Origin of the sequence: Frankia canadensis (genome assembly GCF_900197875.1) — a bacterium.
Taxonomy (GTDB): domain Bacteria; phylum Actinomycetota; class Actinomycetes; order Frankiales; family Frankiaceae; genus Frankia; species Frankia canadensis.
In genome coordinates this window covers 1-17,150 of sequence record NZ_FZMO01000056.1, presented here as the reverse complement: position 1 = coordinate 17,150, position 17,150 = coordinate 1, and the positions used below count along the sequence as shown (strand labels likewise).

Sequence of the window (17,150 nt, the reverse complement as noted above, 5' to 3'; positions counted from 1 at the left end):
CCCCCCGATCCCCCCGATCCCCAGCTACGCTGGCTGCTGGCCCGGATGCGCCGGCGGTCCACGGTCCCGATGCGGGAGGCCGGGGCCGCGGCGAGCCGGGCCAGGGCGGCCGCCCTGCGTGACGGCGCGGCCCCGGGACCCGAGATGGCCTCGGTCGAGCGGGTCGACATCCCCGGGCGCGACGGGATCGTGCCGACCCGGCGTTATCGGCCGCGCTCCGACCCGGCGCCGGGGGTGGTGGTCTACTTCCACGGCGGCGGCTGGGTCGTCGGTGGGCTGGACGAGTCCGACGGGCTGTGCCGGACCATCGCCGAGTTCACGTCCTGCGAGGTGCTGAGCGTCGGATATCGGCTCGCGCCGGAGCATCGCTTTCCCGCCGCCGTGCACGACGCCGAGGACGCCGTGGCCTGGGTGGCGAACCGGCTGGCGCCAGAGGCCGGGCTGGTGGTCATGGGGGACAGCGCCGGTGGGAACCTCGCCGCCGTGGTCGCCCGCCGGGCCAGGGACCGTGGGGGCTCCCGGATCGACCTGCAGGTGCTTGTGTACCCGGTGACCGATCACCGGATGACGTCGCGTTCGTACACCGAACACGCGCACCAGATGCTGATCAGCGCCGACGACCTGGACTGGTTCTGGTCGCAGTACGTGCCCCGCGCCAGCGACCGCGCGTCCCCGGACGCGTCGCCCGGCCTGGTCGGCGACCTCGCGGGCCTGCCGCCGGCGGTCGTCGTCGTCGCCGAGTACGACCCGCTGCGCGACGAGTCCCTCGCCTACGCCCGCCGCCTCGCCGACGCCGGCGTCGAGACCACCGTGTACCGCTACCACTCGATGGCACACGGGTTCTTCTCCCTGGTCGGCGCGCTCGACACCGCGGTCGACGCCGTCCGCAGCGTCAGCGCCGCGATCGTGGACATGTGCGCGGCGCGCCGGGTTCCCGCCGTCCCCAGGCGGCCCGGACTGACGGTTGAGACAGGACACCTGGAATCCGAGAAGGCCTAGTTTCGAGACCATGGGCGCTGTGACCGAAACCACCAGGAGGCCCGGCGTGTGCGCCCCGCAATCCCACGGCGCAGAAAGAGGGGCGAGGTGAAGGAAAGCGCGGTCCACACGGGCGGCATGGCCGGACGGGGTGGTAAACAAGGTGGAGCCGACGCGGATGTCGCGGTCGTCGGCGCGGGTTTCGCGGGTCTTTACCTGGCCCATCGCGCGACGACTCTGGGGCTGACGGTCGTGGTGCTCGAGGCCGGGGAATCGGTGGGCGGCACCTGGTACTGGAACCGGTACCCGGGCGCCCGGTGTGACGTGGAGAGCATCGATTACTCCTACTCGTTCTCCGAGGAACTGCAGCAGGAATGGCGGTGGACCGAGCGCTACGCCTCGCAGCCCGAGATCCTGCGCTACCTGAACCATGTGGCGGACAGGTTCGACCTGCGCCGGCACATCAGGCTGAACACCCGGGTCACCGCTGCCCGTTTCGATGAGGACGCGCTCACCTGGACGCTCACCACCGACACCGACGAAACGGTCACGGCCGCGTTCTGTGTGATGGCCACGGGCGGTCTGTCCGTCCCGAACCGGCCGGACCTCCCCGGTCTCGACGACTTCCGCGGCGAGTGGTACCACACGGCGCGCTGGCCCGCCGGGGGAGTGGATCTCCGGGGTAGGCGGGTCGCGGTCGTCGGCACCGGGTCCACGGGAATCCAGGCAATCCCGATGATCGCGCGGGAGGCCGACCACCTCATCGTCCTGCAACGGACACCGAACTTCAGCGTCCCTGCCCGCAACCGCCCGCTTTCCGAGGCGGAGCTGGCGAAGGTGAAGGCGACCTACGCGCGGCGCCGCGCCCGGGGACGGATCGCCCCCTCCGGGGTGCCCAGCGACCGGGAGCCTTCTCCTGGCCGCGGCGTGCCCCCTGAGCGGCGTCGACAGGCCTACGAGGCGGGCTGGGCGGAGGGGGGCGCGTCGCCGCTGCTGCGCGCCTACTCGGACATGCTCGTCGACGAGGAGGTCAACGCCTCGCTCGCCGACTTCGTCCGGGACAAGATCGGCGAGATCGTCGACGACCCGGCCACCGCGGCGGCGCTGACCCCCTACGGCTACCCCCTCGGGGCCAAGCGGTTATGCCTCGACACCGACTACTTCGCCACCTACAACCGTCCCAACGTGGAACTCGTCGACCTGCGCAAGACCCCGATCGAACGCATCACCGAGACCGGCATCCAGACCGGCGACACGCTGTACGAGACGGACGTGATCGTGTTCGCCACCGGGTTCGACGCGATCAGCGGCGCGGTGACCGCGATCGACGTACGGGGCCGTGCGGACCGCTCGTTGCGCGACTACTGGCGCACGGGTCCGCGGGCCACACTCGGGCTGATGGCGGCCGGTTTCCCGAACCTCTTCCTGGTGAACGGGCCCGGCAGCCCGGCGGTACTGGGCAATGTCCTCGCCTTCATCGAGCACCACGTCGAGTGGATCATCGACTGCATCGACAGCCTGCGACGCGACGGCATTCACACGATCGAGTCCTCGGAGGACTCGGACGAACGCTGGGCGGTACAGGTCGACGAGATCGCCGCCGCCACGCTGTACCCGAAGGCGGAGTCGTGGTTCGCCGGCGCGAACGTGCCCGGCAAGCCCCGCCGTTTTCTGCCCTACGCGGCCGGGCTGCACACCTACCGCGCGCGCTGCGACGACTCCGCCGCGCGCGGCTACGGCGCGGACTTCGTCCTCGACCACGCGCTGTCGAAACACGCGGAGAAAAGACCATGAGAGCCAGCCCTGTCGACGTCTCCGAGCAGCGGTTCCGAGATGTGCTCGGCCATTACTGCACCGGCGTCACCGTCATCACGGCGCTTGACGGGAACGATCCGGTGGGATTCTCCTGCCAGTCGTTCCAGTCCCTGTCGCTCGATCCGCCCATGGTGAGCTTCGCGCCCAGTCTCACCTCCACGACGTGGCCGCGGATCCGCCGCGCGGGGATTTTCGCCGCGAACATCCTCGCCGAGGACCAGGGCGAGCTGTGCCGAACCTTCGCGATCTCCGGTGGGGACAAGTTCTCCGGCGTCACCTGGACCCCGGGTCATGGCGGCGCACCGCTGCTCGACGGGTCCCTGGCCACCGTGGAATGCGAGATCACCGGTGAGGCCGAGGCCGGCGACCACACCATTGTCCTGGGCCACGTCCACCGGCTCGACGTCCGTCCTGGGCGGCCGCTGCTCTTCTACCAGGGACGTTTCGAAAGCCTGTCCCGGACCGAGTAGGCATCGCCCACGACATGTCGACGACCGGCGGATTAAAGCCCGCCCTGGGTAAAGGCCGCCCTGGGCCGAGAGGAGCAAGCTATGCGTACCGAGGCCGCCGTGCTGTGGGAGACCGGGCAGGACTGGAAGGTCCAGGAGGTGGAGCTCGGAGCGCCCATGGCGGGCGAGGTGCTGGTGGAGCTCGCCGCCTCGGGTATCTGCCACACCGACGACCACATGGTCAACGGGGCGCTGCCCCAGCCGCTGCCGGCGATTGGCGGGCACGAGGGCGCGGGACGTGTCGTCGAGGTCGGGCCCGGGGTCGCCGATCTGCAACCTGGCGACCCCGTCGTCCTGATCTACATCCCGGCGTGCGGCCGCTGCCCGTCCTGCGCTGACGGCAACCAGAACCTCTGCGACCGCGGGGCCGGGAGGCGGGAGGGTCGTGCCCTCGCCGACGGCACCCTGCGCTTCAGCGCCGGCGGCACCGGCATCACCACGATGTGCCTGCTCGGGACGTTCGCGCGGCACACCGTGGTGCACGAGTCCCAGGTGCTCCGGATCCCCGGGGACGTGCCGCTGGTCCCCGCGGCCCTGGTCGGCTGCGGCGTCACCGCGGGCCTCGGAGCCTCGCTGAACACCGCCGGGATCCGGGCGGGCGACATCGCGGTGGTGATCGGCGTCGGGGGTCTCGGCGCCGCCGCCATCCAGGGCGCGGCGATCGCCGGGGCCCGCTATGTGGTCGCCGTCGAGCCGGTCGTCGACAAGCATGCGACGGCCCTCGCGCTGGGAGCCACCCATGCCGTGGCGACCCTGGACGAGGCGCGGGATCTCGTCCAGGAGATCAGCTGGAACCGGATGGCCAACGCGGCGATCCTCACGACGGATCTGGCCGAGGCCGAGTACATCGCCCCCGCGATGGAGCTGGTGGGCAAGAAGGGGCGGGTCGCCGTCGTCGCCGTCGCCCCGTCCGGCCAGCGCAGCGCCAACCTGAGCCTGCTCGACCTCACCCTGTACGAGAAGGAGCTCAAGGGCGCGCTCTACGGCTCGCGCAGTCCTCGCGCCGCGATCCCGGCCGCGCTGGACCTGTACCGGGCCGACAAGCTGAAGCTCGAGGAGATGATCACCACTCGTTACCGGCTGGCCGACATCAACCAGGGATTCGCCGACCTGCGGGCCGCCCGCAACGTCCGCGGCGTGGTCGTCTACGACGACTGAGCGGCCCGCGTGAGCGGCACCGTGGCCGGCGCGCCCTGCCCGGGAACGTCGCCCGCGTCCCGTCCGGAGACGGCGGGACGCGGGCGCGGTCACGGGCGGTAGCGGGCCAGCCGGCGGCGGGCGGTTTCCGCCATCGCCTCGTCGATCATGTCGCCGCCGTGCCGCACCGCCCCCCGGCCCTCGGCGGCGGCGGACTCCATCGCCGCGACGAGTGCCGCGTCGGCGTCGAGCTCGGCCTCGGTCGGGGTGAACACCTCGTTGATGACGGCGACGTGGGTGGGGTGGATCGCGAGCATGCCCTCATAGCCGAGTCCGCGGTTCTGGCGGGCGAACGCCCGGAGCCCATCCAGGTCGCGGATGTCCGTCCAGAGCCCGGCGACCGGGTTGGGCACCGCGGCGGCCCGGAGATCGACCAGGACCTGGGCGCGCAGCGCCAGGGTCTCGATGCCCTCCGGGGTCCACCGATAGCCGAGGGAACGTTCCACGTCGCCGCCCTTCACCCCGAGGCCGCCCATGTAGGCGGACCGCGGCGTTGCCCGGGCGAGATCATGGGCCTGGCGGATGCCGGCCGCCGTCTCCAGGACGGGGACGAGGTGGATCCCGCCCACCGGTAGCCCGAGGTCGGCCTCCAGCCAGCCGAGGAGCCGGTCGACGACGTGCACGTCGGCGACGGACTCGACCTTGGGGACCATCACGGCGGTGAGGGCGGGTCCCACGACCGCGCACAGGTCGTCGAGGGCCGCGCGGTCGTGCAGGCCGTTGACGCGGACCACGACGGGCACCGCGGGCGGGGTCTCGCCCAGGAACCCCGCCACCTCGGCGCGGGCGTCGCTCTTCGCGCCGGACGGGACGGCGTCCTCCAGATCGAGTATGACCCCGTCGGCCCCGGCGTCGACGCCCTTGGCGACCCAGCCGGTCCGGTTGCCCGGCACGAACAGCAGGGACCGGACCGGCGGCGTGCTCACCGGCGCGCCTGGGCGGCGTACCAGGCCAGCAGCTCGGGCTCGACGACGGCGCCGGGATCCACAAGCCCCTCCCCGGCGCCCTGCAGGATCCGCTTCACCGGCACCTCCAGCTTCTTCCCGGTCCGGGTGCGGGGCACGCCCGGCGCGACCCGGATGTCGTCCGGGACGTGCCGCGGCGAGGCGCGCTCGCGGATGGTCACCCGGATCCGCTCGGTCAGGGCGTCGTCCAGCTCGGCCCCGGGCGCGAGCACGACGAACAGGGGCATCCAGTAGCCGCCCGCAGGCTGCTCCACGCCGAGGACGAGCGAGTCGACGACCTCGGGGAGCGAGGCGAGGGCCTGGTAGATCTCCGCGCTGCCCATCCGGATCCCGTTGCGGTTCAGCGTCGAGTCCGACCGGCCGTGGACGACCACGGACCCGCGCTCGGTGACCGTGATCCAGTCGCCGTGTCGCCACACGCCGGGGATCTGCTCGAAGTAGGCGGCCCGGTAGCGGGCTCCGTCGGCGTCGTTCCAGAAGAACAGTGGCATCGACGGCGTCGGGGCGGTCACCACCAGCTCGCCGACCTGCCCGACCACCGGGCGAAACTCCTCGTCGAAGGCCGCCAGCGCGATCCCCAGGCCACGCACCGAGATCTCGCCCGGCCACACGGGGACGGTCACGGCACCTCCGGCGAAGGCGCCGCAGACGTCCGTTCCCCCGGACATGGAGGCGACCATGACGTCCGCGCCGACCTGGTCGCGCACCCAGCGGTAGGCGTCCGGCGGGAGGACGGAGCCGGTCGAGCCGAGCACGCGCAGCGCTGACAGGTCGTGCTCGGCGGCCGGGCGCACGCTGGCCGTCTCGCAGGCGCGCAGGTAGGCCGGGCTGGTGCCGAGGACCGTCACCCCCTCCTCGGCGGCGACCCGCCACAGGTCGCCCGCCGCCGGATGCCCCGGGCTGCCGTCGTGGCAGACGATCGTCGCGCCGAGCAGCAGGCCCGAGACCTGCATGTTCCACATCGTCCAGCTCGGCGAGGTGAACCAGAGGAACGTCTCGTCGGGGCCGATGTCGAGGTGCAGGGCGTGGTTCTTCAGGTGCTCCAGGACGATGCCGCCGTGCCCGTGCACGATGCCCTTCGGCGCGCCGGTGGTGCCGGAGGAGAACAGCACCCACAGCGGATGGTCGAACGGGACCGGGTCGATCGTCAGCTCGTGCTCGCCCGCGGTCGCGGCCTCCCACGGGATGCTGTCGGGCAGCCCGACGCCGAGGCGGGCCACGCCGACGACGGCGGTCAGGGTGGGCAGGGCGGCCCGCAGCGCCGCCACCGCGTGGCGGCGGTCGTGGGTGCGCCCGCCGTGCCGGTAGCCGTCGGCGGCGACCAGGACCACCGGGTCCAGCTGGCCGAGGCGGTCGGCCGCGGCGCTCGCCGGGTACTCCTGCCCGCAGCTCGCCCACGTCGCGCCGATGCTCGCCGCGGCCAGGAAGGCGACGACCGCCTCCACGACGTCCGGGGTGTACCCGACCACCCGGTCGCCGGGGCCGACCCCGGCGGCGCGCAGCGTGCGGGCGAGCGCGGCGACCTGGCGGCGCAGCTCGGGCCAGGTCAGCTCGACCGTCGGCACGTCCTCGCCGACCCCGAGGACCGCGGGCCCGGTGCCCCGCCCGGGCGCGAGGACCTGCTCGGCGTAGTTCAGGGTGGCACCGGCGAACCAGCGTGCCCCGGGCATCGACGGGTCCGCGGGCATCGACGGGTCCGCGAGCACCCGGTCGGCGCGTTCGCGGAACCGGACACCGAAGAACTCCGCGATGTCCGCCCAGAAGTCCTCGAGGTTCCGCACGGACCACGACCACAGCGCGTCGTAGTCGGCGAAGGTCCGGTCGTGGCGCTCGCCGGCCCAGCGGGTGAACCGGGCGAGGTGCGACGACTCGAGCTGCGCGGGGCCGGGAGTCCAGATCGGCGCGGCCATCAGATCGCCCCGCTCGAGCGCAGCGTGGCCAGCTCGTCCGCGGCGAGGCCGAGCCAGTCGCGGTAGACCAGGTCGTTGTCGGCGCCGAGCGCGGCACCGGTCCGCCACACCGAGCCCGGGTCGGTGCGGAAGTGGGGGAGCGCCGCCTGCATGCGGACCTCGCCGAGGTCCGCGTCGGTCACGGTGACGATGTCCCCCCGCTCGGCGTAGGTCGGGTCGGCGACGATGTCGGCGACGTCGAGGACCCGGGAGGCGACGACCTCGGCCGCGACCAGCGCGGCGACCGCCTCGTCGGCCGGCCGTGCGGCGATCCACTTCGCCAGCGCGGTGTCGATCTCCGCGCGCGCGGCGACCTGCGTGGTCGGGTCGCTCAGCGCCGCGGCGTCCATGCCGAGCAGACGCACGACGTTGGTCACCGACCGGGGCGTACCCGACGTGACGGTGACCCAGGCGTTGTCGGAGGTCCGATAGCAGCCGATCACCGCGGCCGGGGCGACGGCGAGCGCGTTGCCCGAGCGGCCAGGAACGGTGCCGAGCTGATCGTGCAGGATCACCTGCCACTCGACGAGCCGGAACAGCGGCTCGAACAGGGCGAGGTCGATCCACTCGCCGCGGTGCTCGGGGTGGTTCGCGCGCCGGACCAGCGCCGCGCAGACGGCGAATGCTCCCATCAGCCCCGTCACGGCGTCGCCGTGGGAGAAGCCCGTGTGCACCGGCGGGCCGTCCGGGAACCCGGTCAGGTGAACCAGGCCGCTGCGGGCCTCACCCATCTTCCCGAAACCGGGGCTGTCACGCAGGGACGTGTTCTCGCCGTAGCCCGAGATCTGCAGGAGCACGGCGCCCGGGTTGATCCGGTGCACCGACTCCCAGTCGAGCCCGAACCGCTCCACCGTCCGGGCCCGGAAGGTGACGACGACGACGTCGGCCCACTCCACGAGGCGCTGCACCAGCTCACCGGCGGACTCGGCGTGCATGTCGAGGGTGACGGAGCGCTTGTTGCGGCCGAGAACCTTCCACCAGAGGTGGTGGCCGTCCTTCGCCGGTCCCATCCGCCGGGCGCTGTCGCCGGCGCCCGGCGGCTCGACGTGGACGACATCCGCGCCCAGGTCGGCCATCAGCGTCCCGCACAGCGGACCGGCGATGACCTGCGCGAACTCCACGACCCTTACTCCGGCGAGCGGCCCGCCGGACGGTCCTGTCCCGTCGCCAGCACGCGGCGTGCTCATTGTCGATTCCCTTCGTCACCAGCCATCTCGCCGACCAGCCGTCTCGTGGCGGGACGCGCCGCGACGGCGGACGGGCCGAGGCGAGCCCGGATCCACGGGTGGACCGTATGCCGCGGCGAGTGGGCGCCGACACTGTCGCGAGCGACAGTAGCCGGGCCACCGTGATGGGATCACCGCGGTGATCCGGTCGCTGGCGAGGGCCAATCGCCGCGGTCACCGGGACCTCGGCGATCTGGGCGGCTCCCACCAGGGCGTGGAGGAAGGACTCCGCACGGGTGCCGGCGCCCAGGCCGGAGGCCCGCAGTAGGCGGGTGAGCTCCTCGCACTGCATGTCGCTCAGGCCGTCCGTCCGTCATGGCGATCGCGCTCTAGCTGCGACCCGACCCGCGGCGCGTCTACCCAGGCGAAGCAGTATTCCGGTGATGTACTATCCGGGATATGAGACTTGGCCAGGGGGTTGAGTGGGCGTTGCACTGCTGCCATGCCCTCGCGGAGGCGCCGGACGCAAGCGCGCTACCCGTGCAGCAGCTCGCTGCGCTGCACGGTGGTAACCCGGCCTACCTGGCCAAACACCTCCAGGCGCTGTCGAAGGCCGGGGTGGTTGTGTCCGTCCTCGGCCCACGCGGGGGCTATCGACTCGGCCGTCCCGCGGACCAGATCCGGCTCCTCGACGTGGTCGACGCGATCGAGGGCTCCAGCCCGGTGTTCCTGTGCACCGAGATCCGTCAGCGAGGGCCGGCCGCGTTGCCGCCGGCGAACTACCGGGCGCCCTGCGCGATCGCGGCTGCGGTGTCGTCCGCGGAGGACGCGTGGCGGCACGCTTTGGCGTCGACCACCATCGCCGACATCGTCACCGCCTCGCGCCGGCAGGCACCCGAAGCCGTTACCGCCACCGCTCGCTGGCTACGCGAGACCGTCGACGCCCGAAGCCGGGGGCAGACAGACGAGCAGAACAGGAAAGCGGACGGGTGACGGGCCACGGCGCGGCCCGGCGAGACGTACCAGAGCCCAGGGCGGTCCGTTTCCCTGTGGAGGCTTCGTCCGCGTCGGCGCGCGAGGTCCGTCTCGACGGGGCCGCGCCAGACCACGGTGATGCGCCCTGTCCCCGGCCCGAGACGCGCGACCGGCCGCGGTGGAGCGCGCTGATCACCGGCTGGCTGGCGCTGTTCGTCATCGGTACCGATCTGTTCGTCGTCTCACCCCTGCTGCCGATCTGGCGTTCCCGGTTCGACGTGTCACTGCGTACGGCCGGACTGACGGTGACGGTCTTCGCCCTGGCCTACGTCGTCGCGGCACCCGCGTGGGGTCGGCGAGCGGTGAAGGTATCGCCGCCCGCGGTGCTGGTCCTGGCCCTGTCCGGCTTTGCGGTGTGCAATGTGTTGACCGCCGTCGCCCCCACCTTCTGGACGTTGCTGGCCGCTCGGGTCGGCACCGGCCTGTTCGTCTCCGGCGCCACGGCCACGGTGTTCACCCTGGTCGCAAGCAGCGCCCCCCAGGGGCGACGGGCGTCGTGGCTCGGGATCGCCACCTCGGGGCTGCTGTCCGCGCTGTGGGCCGGCGCCCCGCTCGGTGGCCTGGTCGCACGGCACACCAGCTGGCGGGCGGTGTTCGTCGTCCTGGCCGCATTCGCCGTCCTCATCCTGGTCGCCGCCCGCGGAATCTGGCCGGACACCCAGGCAGCCCGTGCCGTCGCTGCGCCCGTCAGGCGCGGTGCCGTGTGGCGGGCCCGTGCCGTCGCGCCGACCGCCTGCTGGGCGGCAGCCGTCTACGGCCTGTACACCTATCTGTCGGCCGGCCTCGGTGACCGGCCCGGATGGTCCACCGCCTGGGTGAACACGTCGTTGATCGTCTACGGGTTGTGCGCTGTCGCCGCCACGTTCCTCGGCGGGCGGATCGCTGACCGCCACGGTGCCGCCCGCACCACCTGGGCGGCACTCCTGCTGCTCGCCGTCGCCGACGTCGCGTTCACCGCGAGTCTCTCCGGCGCGGCGGTCACCACCTGCCTCGCGGTCGCGTTGCTCGCCTTCGCCGCCTACACCGCCTTTCCCGCCAAACAGGCCCAGCTCGTCTCCGACCATCCGTCCGACTCCGCCCAGCTGATGGCCTGGAACCAGAGCGCCATGTACCTGGGGATCACCCTCGGCTCTTTGGCCGGCGGACGCATCGCCGACGGCCACTTCCGCGCGCTGCCGCTGGCATGCGCGGCGGTCGCCGTCTTCGGCGTCGCTGCTCAGGTATTCACCGTCCGCCGCCGGACTCCAGCTGGTCATGCGGCGGATGGCGAGTTGATCAGCATCTGGTCCTGTGCGGTGAGGTGTTCCCGATCGTCGAGGTCGAGAAGGTGATGGATGTCGGTTCCGTACACATCGGTTGGCAAGGTCAATGCCTGGGGGTGGGACGTTTCCCGCTCGGGCCCGGCCACGCCTCCCACTCGCACAGCCGCGAGCCGGTCATCGCGGCGCTGCCCTGCGAATCAGTGCCGGCCCGAGCCGTGTGAGCGTTGATCCGACCGGCGGCCTCCTGCAGGGTCCAGCCATGCGCGTGACATAGCGCCGCGCGGGGCCGGAGTCCGTACGCGGTGAGCCCGGGCTCTGTCCTCTTCCCCGGCGGCGGCTGGGACGGCTACTCCTAGCAGCATCCCGAGGACTTCGCCGAGTTCGTGCGCCGCGACTTTCCTGCCGGCCGCCTCGGTACCGTCGACGAAGTAGCCGACGTCGTCACCTGCCTTCTGTCCGACCGCGCCAGCTGGATCAACGGAACCAACATCGCCGTCGACGGCGCCCAGAACCGCCCAAGCGCCCGCGGCTACTGACGATCACCTGCGCCCTGCATTGCCGGCGCGGAGTTGAGAGCCTCCTCCCGAGATCGCTGAGGGCCTGGTTCGCTGTCAGATGCCGGCCGATCTTCTGCCTCGGTCCCAGGTCAGGAACCGGTAGCGCAGGCCGGTCGACGAGGTCTGCCACGCTCCCGTGGAGTCCGGCGGGGGACTGATGCGTGGGGCGTGGGTATCGCCTTCGAAGAGCTCTCGGATCTCGGTGACCACGATCCGGTCCGCGAGCGGCAGCGCCGCCCTGAACACGGCCGCGCCGCCGATGACCCACACGTCTCCGGACGCCGCGGCGAGCGCCTGCGGCAGGTCGGGGAACGTTTCCGCTTCCTGTTGCGGAGTGCGCGACAGCACGAGGTTGCGCCTACCGGGCAGCGGCCGGAACCGTTGCGGTAGCGAATCCCAGGTACGACGGCCCATGAGCACGGTCGTGCCTGTGGTCAGGTCGCGAAAATGCGTCATGTCTTCTGGCAGGTGCCAGGGCAGCGAGCCGTCGCGGCCGATGACGCCGTTCGCTGACTGCGCCCAGACCAGCCCGATCACACCGCCACCGGCGCCGTGATGGCAGGGTGAGGGTTGTAGTCGTCGAGCGCGAGGTGCGCGTAGGTGTAGTCGAACAGACTGTCCGCCGGTTTCAGACTCAGCGTGGGAAACGGGCGCGGCTCGCGGGCAAGCTGGGCACGGACCTGCTCGGTGTGGTTGTCGTAGATGTGGCAGTCGCCACCGGTCCAGACGAAGTCCCCGACGCTGAGGCCCACCTGCTCGGCGATCAGGTGGGTCAGCAGCGCGTAGCTCGCGATGTTGAACGGCACGCCGAGGAACAGGTCCGCGCTGCGCTGGTAGAGCTGGCAGGACAGTTCGCCGCCCGCGACGTAGAACTGGAACAACGCGTGGCACGGCGGCAGCGCCATCCGCGGAAGCTCGGCGACGTTCCACGCGGAGACGACGATCCGCCGCGAGTCGGGGTTCTCCCGCAGCGTACGCAGCACCTCGCTGATCTGGTCGATGTAGCCGCCGTCCGGGGTCGGCCACGACCGCCACTGCACGCCGTAGACCGGGCCGAGATCGCCATCCGGCGCCGCCCACTCGTCCCAGATCGTGACACCGTTCTCCCGCAGCCACGAGACGTTTCCCTCGCCGCGTAGGAACCACAACAGCTCGTAGGCGATCGACCGGAAATGGACCTTCTTCGTCGTGATCAGCGGGAAGCCGTCGGACAGCCGGTAGCGCAGCTGATGACCGAAGATCGACCGTGTGCCCGTGCCCGTGCGGTCCGCCTTGTGGGCGCCCTCGGCGAGTACGCGGCGCAGAAGATCCTCATACTGCGTGTCCGGCATGCCGCGAGCGTAGCTGTACCGGCTGAACCGCGAGCGAGTAAGGAAGTGACACCACGCGCACCGCCTGATGTCGCGGGCTTCGCTGGGCGCCGCCGACGTCGACGCGGCGGCCGACCCCAGACGGCCCGGCGGTCCAATCAGGCTGGGATCTTCATGAGAGTCAGCGGCTGGACAGCTCCTCGCGTATCTCCGCGAGCCCGATCGCCGTGGCGACTGCAGCCTCGGCGATCCGCGCGGAGCGGAGCACAGCATGGGGCAGGTGCTCCGGCGGAGTGTCTGCTCCGAGCCCGAGGCGTGTAGCAGGACCGCTACAGGTCGAACTCGCCGTCGCGGACGCCGTCGAGGAAGGCGACCCATCCGGCGGCGGTGAAAACGGAATCCTCGACGCGGCGTCGGCCACCTCTGCAGCATTGCCACCTCGAACTACCCTTGCCTCGCGGGGTTCCGACCGCCGCTTTGGCGGGGCCGAAGTCTGCTGGAAGGCGGCCTGGCGGCGAGCGCTGCTGTAGACAAAGCTGGTTCGGGCCTGCCGGGCTCAGCGGCCGTAGGCGCGTAGGAAGACCCACACCCCTCCGGCGACCAGCCGGTCGATCTCGGTGTCATCGAGGGGCGCGGCGCCGTACCAGGATCGGTGGTTGACGCGCCCGGTCAGCAGCAGGCCGAGGAACTCGGCGGCTTCGAGTGGGTCGGGGGCGTCGAGCAGGCCCTGTTCGGTGAGTTCGGCGAGCCGGTCGGCCAGGGCGCGCTGGACCGGGCGGTCTTCGGGCGCGGCCCGGACCAGGTCCGGGAAGTGTGCCGCCTCGGCGATCATGAGACGCATGACGGCTGCGCGTTCCGCCGAGCGGGCCATCTCGGACGCGAAAGCGCGGCCGAAGGCTGTCAGCGCCGCTTCCAGGTCGGTGACCTCGCCGAGCGTGCGGTCCAGCAGCTCGTGGAAGGCCGCCTCCTGCGCCGCCATGGTCTCGCGAATCGCGGACAGAAAGAGCCGCTCCTTGTCGCCGTAGTAGTCGTAAATCGTGCGTTTGGAGACTCCCGCCGCGACGGCGATGGCGTCGACGCTGGCGCGTGCGTAGCCCTCGCGGACGAAGACGTCCAGTGCGGCCCGCGCGATCGCGGCGCGCTTGGCGGGCGAGCCCTGGCGGAGGGTGTCGGCCACCGCGCGTTCCTTCCGACGATGTCACTACACCGTGCAGTGTAGCCTTCTGTATCTACACTGCACGGTGTAGTGTCGCCGTTCGTGGCAGACACGACGACCGGCGCCCCGGTTACCGCCCGCCTGGATCCTGACGTCCGCAAGCTCGGCTTCGTCGTCGTGGTCGGCGCCGTCACCGCGATGCTGGACATGACGATGGTCGCGGTCGCGCTGGCCGACCTTGCTCGCACCTTCCACACGTCCATCACGACGGTGCAGTGGGTCAGTACCGCCTACCTGCTGGTCATCGCGGTGGTCATCCCCGTCACCGGCCGCCTCGCCGAGCGCTTCGGCACCCGCACCATGTGGCTGTTCGCGCTGTCGGCATTCCTGTTCGGCTCGACGCTGTGTGGACTGGCGTGGTCTGTGGATAGCCTCATCGCCTTCCGTGCCCTGCAGGGCCTCGGCGGCGGGATGATCGTGCCCCTGAGCATCATGATCATGGCTCGGGTGTCTGAACCCAGCCAGCGAGGCCGTGTCATGGCTCTGGTTGCCATGCCGGGGCAGCTGGCCCCCATCATGGGACCGCTGATCGGCGGCCTGATCGTGGACAGCGGAAGCTGGCGCTGGGTCTTCTACGTCAACGTCCCGATCTGCCTGCTCGCCGTCATACTGGCCCGGCGCGCCATCCCCGACGACGGACCACGCGAGAGCGGAGGGCGGTGGCTCGACGTGACGGGACTGACTCTGCTGGCCCCCGCGCTCGGGCTGACCGTCTACGGCCTGTCCGCCGGCACGCACCGCTTTCCCCTCCTGGCCGGCGGCATCGTCCTGCTCGCCGTCTTCACCGCTCACTCGCTACGCGCCCGCGATGTCGCGCCGCTGCTCAACCCTCGGCTGTTCGCCAACCGGCCGCTGAGCGCCGCGTCGACGCTGAACTTTCTGTCCCGGCTCTCGATCTTCGGCGTGGTGATCCTCATGCCCCTGTATTTCCAGGAGGTACGCGGTTACAGCACACTGACGGCTGGACTCCTGCTGGCACCGCAGAGCCTCGGCACGGCGCTCGCGCTGCCCTACGTCGGCAGGCTCACCGACCGAATCGGTGCCCGCCCCGTCGTCCTCGCCGGCATCGCCCTCAGCACGCTGAGCGCACTCACCTTCACCCAGCTGGACGCCCACACCAGCGTTGTGATCATCGGCGCGGCGCTGCTGGTCTGGGGCACCGCAGTAGCAGCCGTCGCGGTCCCGGTGTCGGCCGCGGCCTACGAGGGACTGACGCCGCTCGACATCCCCGGCGCGACGAGCGCCATCATTACCGTGCAGACGATCGGCGCGTCGGTCGGCGCGGCCGTCCTCGCCGCGATCCTGCAGAACCGGCTGGCCCACCACCACGACGCCCCAGCCATCGCGTTCGCCGACACCTTCTGGTGGGTGTTGGGCTTCACCACGCTGACCCTCATCCCCGCCCTGCTCCTGCCCCTGGCACCGGAAACTCGATCGGACTGAAGGACCGGAGATAAATGCCTGCCCTGGCGGCAGGCGCAGCCGAGGGCGGGGGACCTATCTCTGGCCGACCAGGCCCCAGATCCGTCGACGAGACGGAGCGCAACAGCGACCGGGTGGTCCGGTCACTCGCGGCGGTCGGACCAGCTCGAACCAGATGGGGCGCGGGGAGGCCGTCACGCAGATTGCGCATTGGCGTCATTACCGGCGGCTGGGCTACGGAGCGATCGCGGACAGGTTACATATCGATCTTGACCGCTATCGAGTAGCTCCCGGCGCGGCGCGGTCAACCCCCGGAGAAGTGGTTCTGGTCACCCAAGCCGGTCCACGAGCCGCTCATCCCCAAGTGGATGTTCGACGAGTTCAACGCCCGGCGGCCGACCAGACGAGGCTCCCGGGAGGGCAACGCACCTGATACCCACCCGGACACTCTGCGTACCTACGCCTTTGGCGTTGCGACTTGGGGTGCCGGGCAATGGCGTCGCTGGTCACCCCGCTCGATGGCGGCGACCCGGATCAGACTGATCCACGACTGCGCCTCGGGGCTGATTTCCCGAGTAGCGGCGGCGTCGGTTCGCCGGTAAGGCGGCTGAGCGTCTAGGACGTGATGAACTGTTGCAACCGTTCCCGGCTCGCGTGTTCGACGAGGTTCGGGACGTAGTGCGTGATCGTCGCGTGCGCCAACGGTGCGTAGCAGGTGCGCACGACCGCCTCGACGGTAGGGCCTGGCACCGTCCCGTCGTAGGCGGTTTGGAGGCGTTGAATCAGAATTGTGATCCGCTCGGGAAGTTCATCCGGCGCCGGGATCGAGTTCATGACGCTTTGCCTCGACCGAGCGAGATCCGGCGGTGTTGCGTTGACCTATCGGTGGCGTCGTACCTGAGCGAGCTGGTGGCCACGACGGCTCCTTCTCCCGGGAACAGTGGCCCCAGGAATTTGGGGCCGTCAGCGGCGACTGCCACCTACCAGCCCAACGTTGAGTCTACGTCGCGAACCGGCGCCGGCCCCAGATCGCTCGCCCTCGTTATCTCATCCGATTCCGGTGGCTGGGATCCGGCGCTACGGGTCTCGTGGCGGCTGGGTGGGTGTCGGCCCCCGGCCGGGGCCGTGTGCGTGCGCCGGGCGCCGTTCGTCAGCGAGCAGGGCCGCCGTGCTCGGCGGGTCTAGTTCGGCGAGGATTGTCTCGGCCGCAGTGGGCCGATCGACGCGGGTGTAGGCGGCCAACAGGTCGAGGTGCTGATGCGCCTGTTCAAGGGTGTTGCCTTGGCTGATCAGCACGCCGATGGCCTGGTCGATGCTCGAACAGGCTTTCAGCTCGCTGCGTGTCGCCGGATCGTGTGGCACCGTGAGGTCTTCGTCGAGTACGAAGGCGGCGGTGTCGAGGCCGCCGAGGCTCCCGGCGAGCCAGCTTAGATCGGTCGCGAGGTCGAGAAACGCTCCGGGCGTCGCGGCGAAGAGGATCAGGGAAGCGGTGGCCGCGGGATCTTCGGATCCGGTGACGTTCGGCGGAAGCGATATGCGTAGCGAGGCGCGGATGTCTTCGGCCTCGGCGTCCTCCTCAAGCGCGGTGAATTCCAGGCGCCGTCCGCCGACAGAGAACATGGCCGAGAGCCCAAGGTAGGAGTGGACCGCGATCTTGATGTCGGCGGCCAGTCGTCGCAGGGTTTGTGAGATATCTGTGCCGGGCTCGTCCAGCGATTCCGTGAGAGCGGCGAGATACGCGGCCAAAGCAGTGGAAATGTCCACAGCCG

At 71.0% G+C, this 17,150-nt stretch carries 16 protein-coding genes; 8 read left to right on the top strand and 8 right to left on the bottom strand.

The window, feature by feature from the left end:
• The 4 genes from C1A33_RS06485 to C1A33_RS06470 all read left to right on the top strand — a co-directional run.
• On the top strand, positions 1-999 hold a 999-nt coding region (locus tag C1A33_RS06485; protein WP_133150581.1), incomplete at its 5' end, for an alpha/beta hydrolase.
• Positions 1,000-1,086: 87 nt separating this feature from the next.
• On the top strand, positions 1,087-2,772 hold the full coding sequence (locus C1A33_RS06480) for a flavin-containing monooxygenase (RefSeq protein ID WP_243407254.1): 1,686 nt from the start codon (positions 1,087-1,089) through the stop codon (positions 2,770-2,772).
• Positions 2,769-3,263, top strand: coding sequence for a flavin reductase family protein (locus C1A33_RS06475; RefSeq protein ID WP_101830611.1), 495 nt, complete (start codon positions 2,769-2,771; stop codon positions 3,261-3,263). The genes C1A33_RS06480 and C1A33_RS06475 overlap by 4 nt, the downstream gene beginning before the upstream one ends.
• A gap of 81 nt (positions 3,264-3,344) precedes the next feature.
• Positions 3,345-4,460: an NDMA-dependent alcohol dehydrogenase gene (locus tag C1A33_RS06470; protein ID WP_101830610.1), complete on the top strand. Its 1,116-nt coding sequence runs from the start codon at positions 3,345-3,347 to the stop codon at positions 4,458-4,460.
• A gap of 89 nt (positions 4,461-4,549) precedes the next feature.
• Here C1A33_RS06470 and C1A33_RS06465 read toward each other — a convergent pair whose 3' ends face one another.
• Genes C1A33_RS06465 through C1A33_RS06455 form a run of 3 tightly spaced genes read right to left on the bottom strand, consistent with a single transcriptional unit; the run spans position 4,550 to position 8,600 of the window.
• Entirely contained in the window at positions 4,550-5,425 is an 876-nt protein-coding gene (locus tag C1A33_RS06465) for an HpcH/HpaI aldolase/citrate lyase family protein (protein ID WP_101830609.1), read from the bottom strand.
• Positions 5,422-7,374 (bottom strand): acetoacetate--CoA ligase, encoded by a 1,953-nt coding sequence (locus C1A33_RS06460; RefSeq protein WP_101830608.1) that lies wholly within the window; start codon positions 7,372-7,374, stop codon positions 5,422-5,424. Before C1A33_RS06460 ends, C1A33_RS06465 begins: the two co-directional genes overlap by 4 nt.
• A complete protein-coding gene (locus C1A33_RS06455) occupies positions 7,374-8,600 on the bottom strand; it encodes a CaiB/BaiF CoA transferase family protein (protein ID WP_101830607.1) in 1,227 nt (408 codons plus the stop codon). The genes C1A33_RS06460 and C1A33_RS06455 overlap by 1 nt, the downstream gene beginning before the upstream one ends.
• Positions 8,601-9,038: 438 nt before the next feature.
• Here C1A33_RS06455 and C1A33_RS06450 point away from each other — a divergent pair, with 438 nt between their 5' ends.
• From C1A33_RS06450 to C1A33_RS06440, 3 genes are all read left to right on the top strand, one after another.
• Positions 9,039-9,572 (top strand): RrF2 family transcriptional regulator, encoded by a 534-nt coding sequence (locus C1A33_RS06450; protein ID WP_101830606.1) that lies wholly within the window; start codon positions 9,039-9,041, stop codon positions 9,570-9,572.
• Positions 9,573-9,628: 56 nt separating this feature from the next.
• A complete protein-coding gene (locus tag C1A33_RS06445) occupies positions 9,629-10,945 on the top strand; it encodes an MFS transporter (protein ID WP_165818256.1) in 1,317 nt (438 codons plus the stop codon).
• Between the two features lie 314 nt (positions 10,946-11,259).
• Positions 11,260-11,412, top strand: coding sequence for an SDR family oxidoreductase (locus C1A33_RS06440; RefSeq protein WP_243407253.1), 153 nt, complete (start codon positions 11,260-11,262; stop codon positions 11,410-11,412).
• Positions 11,413-11,487: 75 nt separating this feature from the next.
• Here C1A33_RS06440 and C1A33_RS06435 read toward each other — a convergent pair whose 3' ends face one another.
• From C1A33_RS06435 to C1A33_RS06425, 3 genes are all read right to left on the bottom strand, one after another.
• Positions 11,488-11,970, bottom strand: coding sequence for a dihydrofolate reductase (locus C1A33_RS06435; protein WP_101830604.1), 483 nt, complete (start codon positions 11,968-11,970; stop codon positions 11,488-11,490).
• Positions 11,967-12,764, bottom strand: a complete 798-nt coding sequence (locus C1A33_RS06430; RefSeq protein WP_101830603.1) for a thymidylate synthase — start codon at positions 12,762-12,764, stop codon at positions 11,967-11,969. The genes C1A33_RS06435 and C1A33_RS06430 overlap by 4 nt, the downstream gene beginning before the upstream one ends.
• Before the next feature lie 535 nt (positions 12,765-13,299).
• Positions 13,300-13,920, bottom strand: coding sequence for a TetR/AcrR family transcriptional regulator (locus C1A33_RS06425; RefSeq protein WP_101830602.1), 621 nt, complete (start codon positions 13,918-13,920; stop codon positions 13,300-13,302).
• A gap of 81 nt (positions 13,921-14,001) precedes the next feature.
• Between C1A33_RS06425 and C1A33_RS06420 the strand changes: the two genes are divergently transcribed.
• A complete protein-coding gene (locus C1A33_RS06420) occupies positions 14,002-15,402 on the top strand; it encodes an MDR family MFS transporter (RefSeq protein WP_101830614.1) in 1,401 nt (466 codons plus the stop codon).
• A gap of 594 nt (positions 15,403-15,996) precedes the next feature.
• Here the strand turns inward: C1A33_RS06420 and C1A33_RS35580 are convergent.
• A complete protein-coding gene (locus tag C1A33_RS35580; RefSeq protein ID WP_101830601.1) occupies positions 15,997-16,215 on the bottom strand; it encodes a three-helix bundle dimerization domain-containing protein in 219 nt (72 codons plus the stop codon).
• A 243-nt stretch (positions 16,216-16,458) separates the two neighbouring features.
• Positions 16,459-17,150, bottom strand: a 692-nt coding sequence (locus tag C1A33_RS34625; RefSeq protein WP_165818255.1) for a hypothetical protein, incomplete at its 5' end; no start/stop codon positions are given.

Excerpts from the sequence above, each read along its gene's own strand:
- C1A33_RS06475 (WP_101830611.1), top strand. The coding sequence starts at position 2,769 with ATGAGAGCCAGCCCTGTCGACGTCTCCGAGCAGCGGTTCCGAGATGTG.
- C1A33_RS06470 (WP_101830610.1), top strand. The coding sequence starts at position 3,345 with ATGCGTACCGAGGCCGCCGTGCTGTGGGAGACCGGGCAGGACTGGAAG.
- C1A33_RS06460 (WP_101830608.1), bottom strand. The coding sequence starts at position 7,374 with ATGGCCGCGCCGATCTGGACTCCCGGCCCCGCGCAGCTCGAGTCGTCG.
- C1A33_RS06455 (WP_101830607.1), bottom strand. The coding sequence starts at position 8,600 with ATGAGCACGCCGCGTGCTGGCGACGGGACAGGACCGTCCGGCGGGCCG.
- C1A33_RS06450 (WP_101830606.1), top strand. The coding sequence starts at position 9,039 with ATGAGACTTGGCCAGGGGGTTGAGTGGGCGTTGCACTGCTGCCATGCC.
- C1A33_RS06430 (WP_101830603.1), bottom strand. The coding sequence starts at position 12,764 with ATGCCGGACACGCAGTATGAGGATCTTCTGCGCCGCGTACTCGCCGAG.
- C1A33_RS35580 (WP_101830601.1), bottom strand. The coding sequence starts at position 16,215 with ATGAACTCGATCCCGGCGCCGGATGAACTTCCCGAGCGGATCACAATT.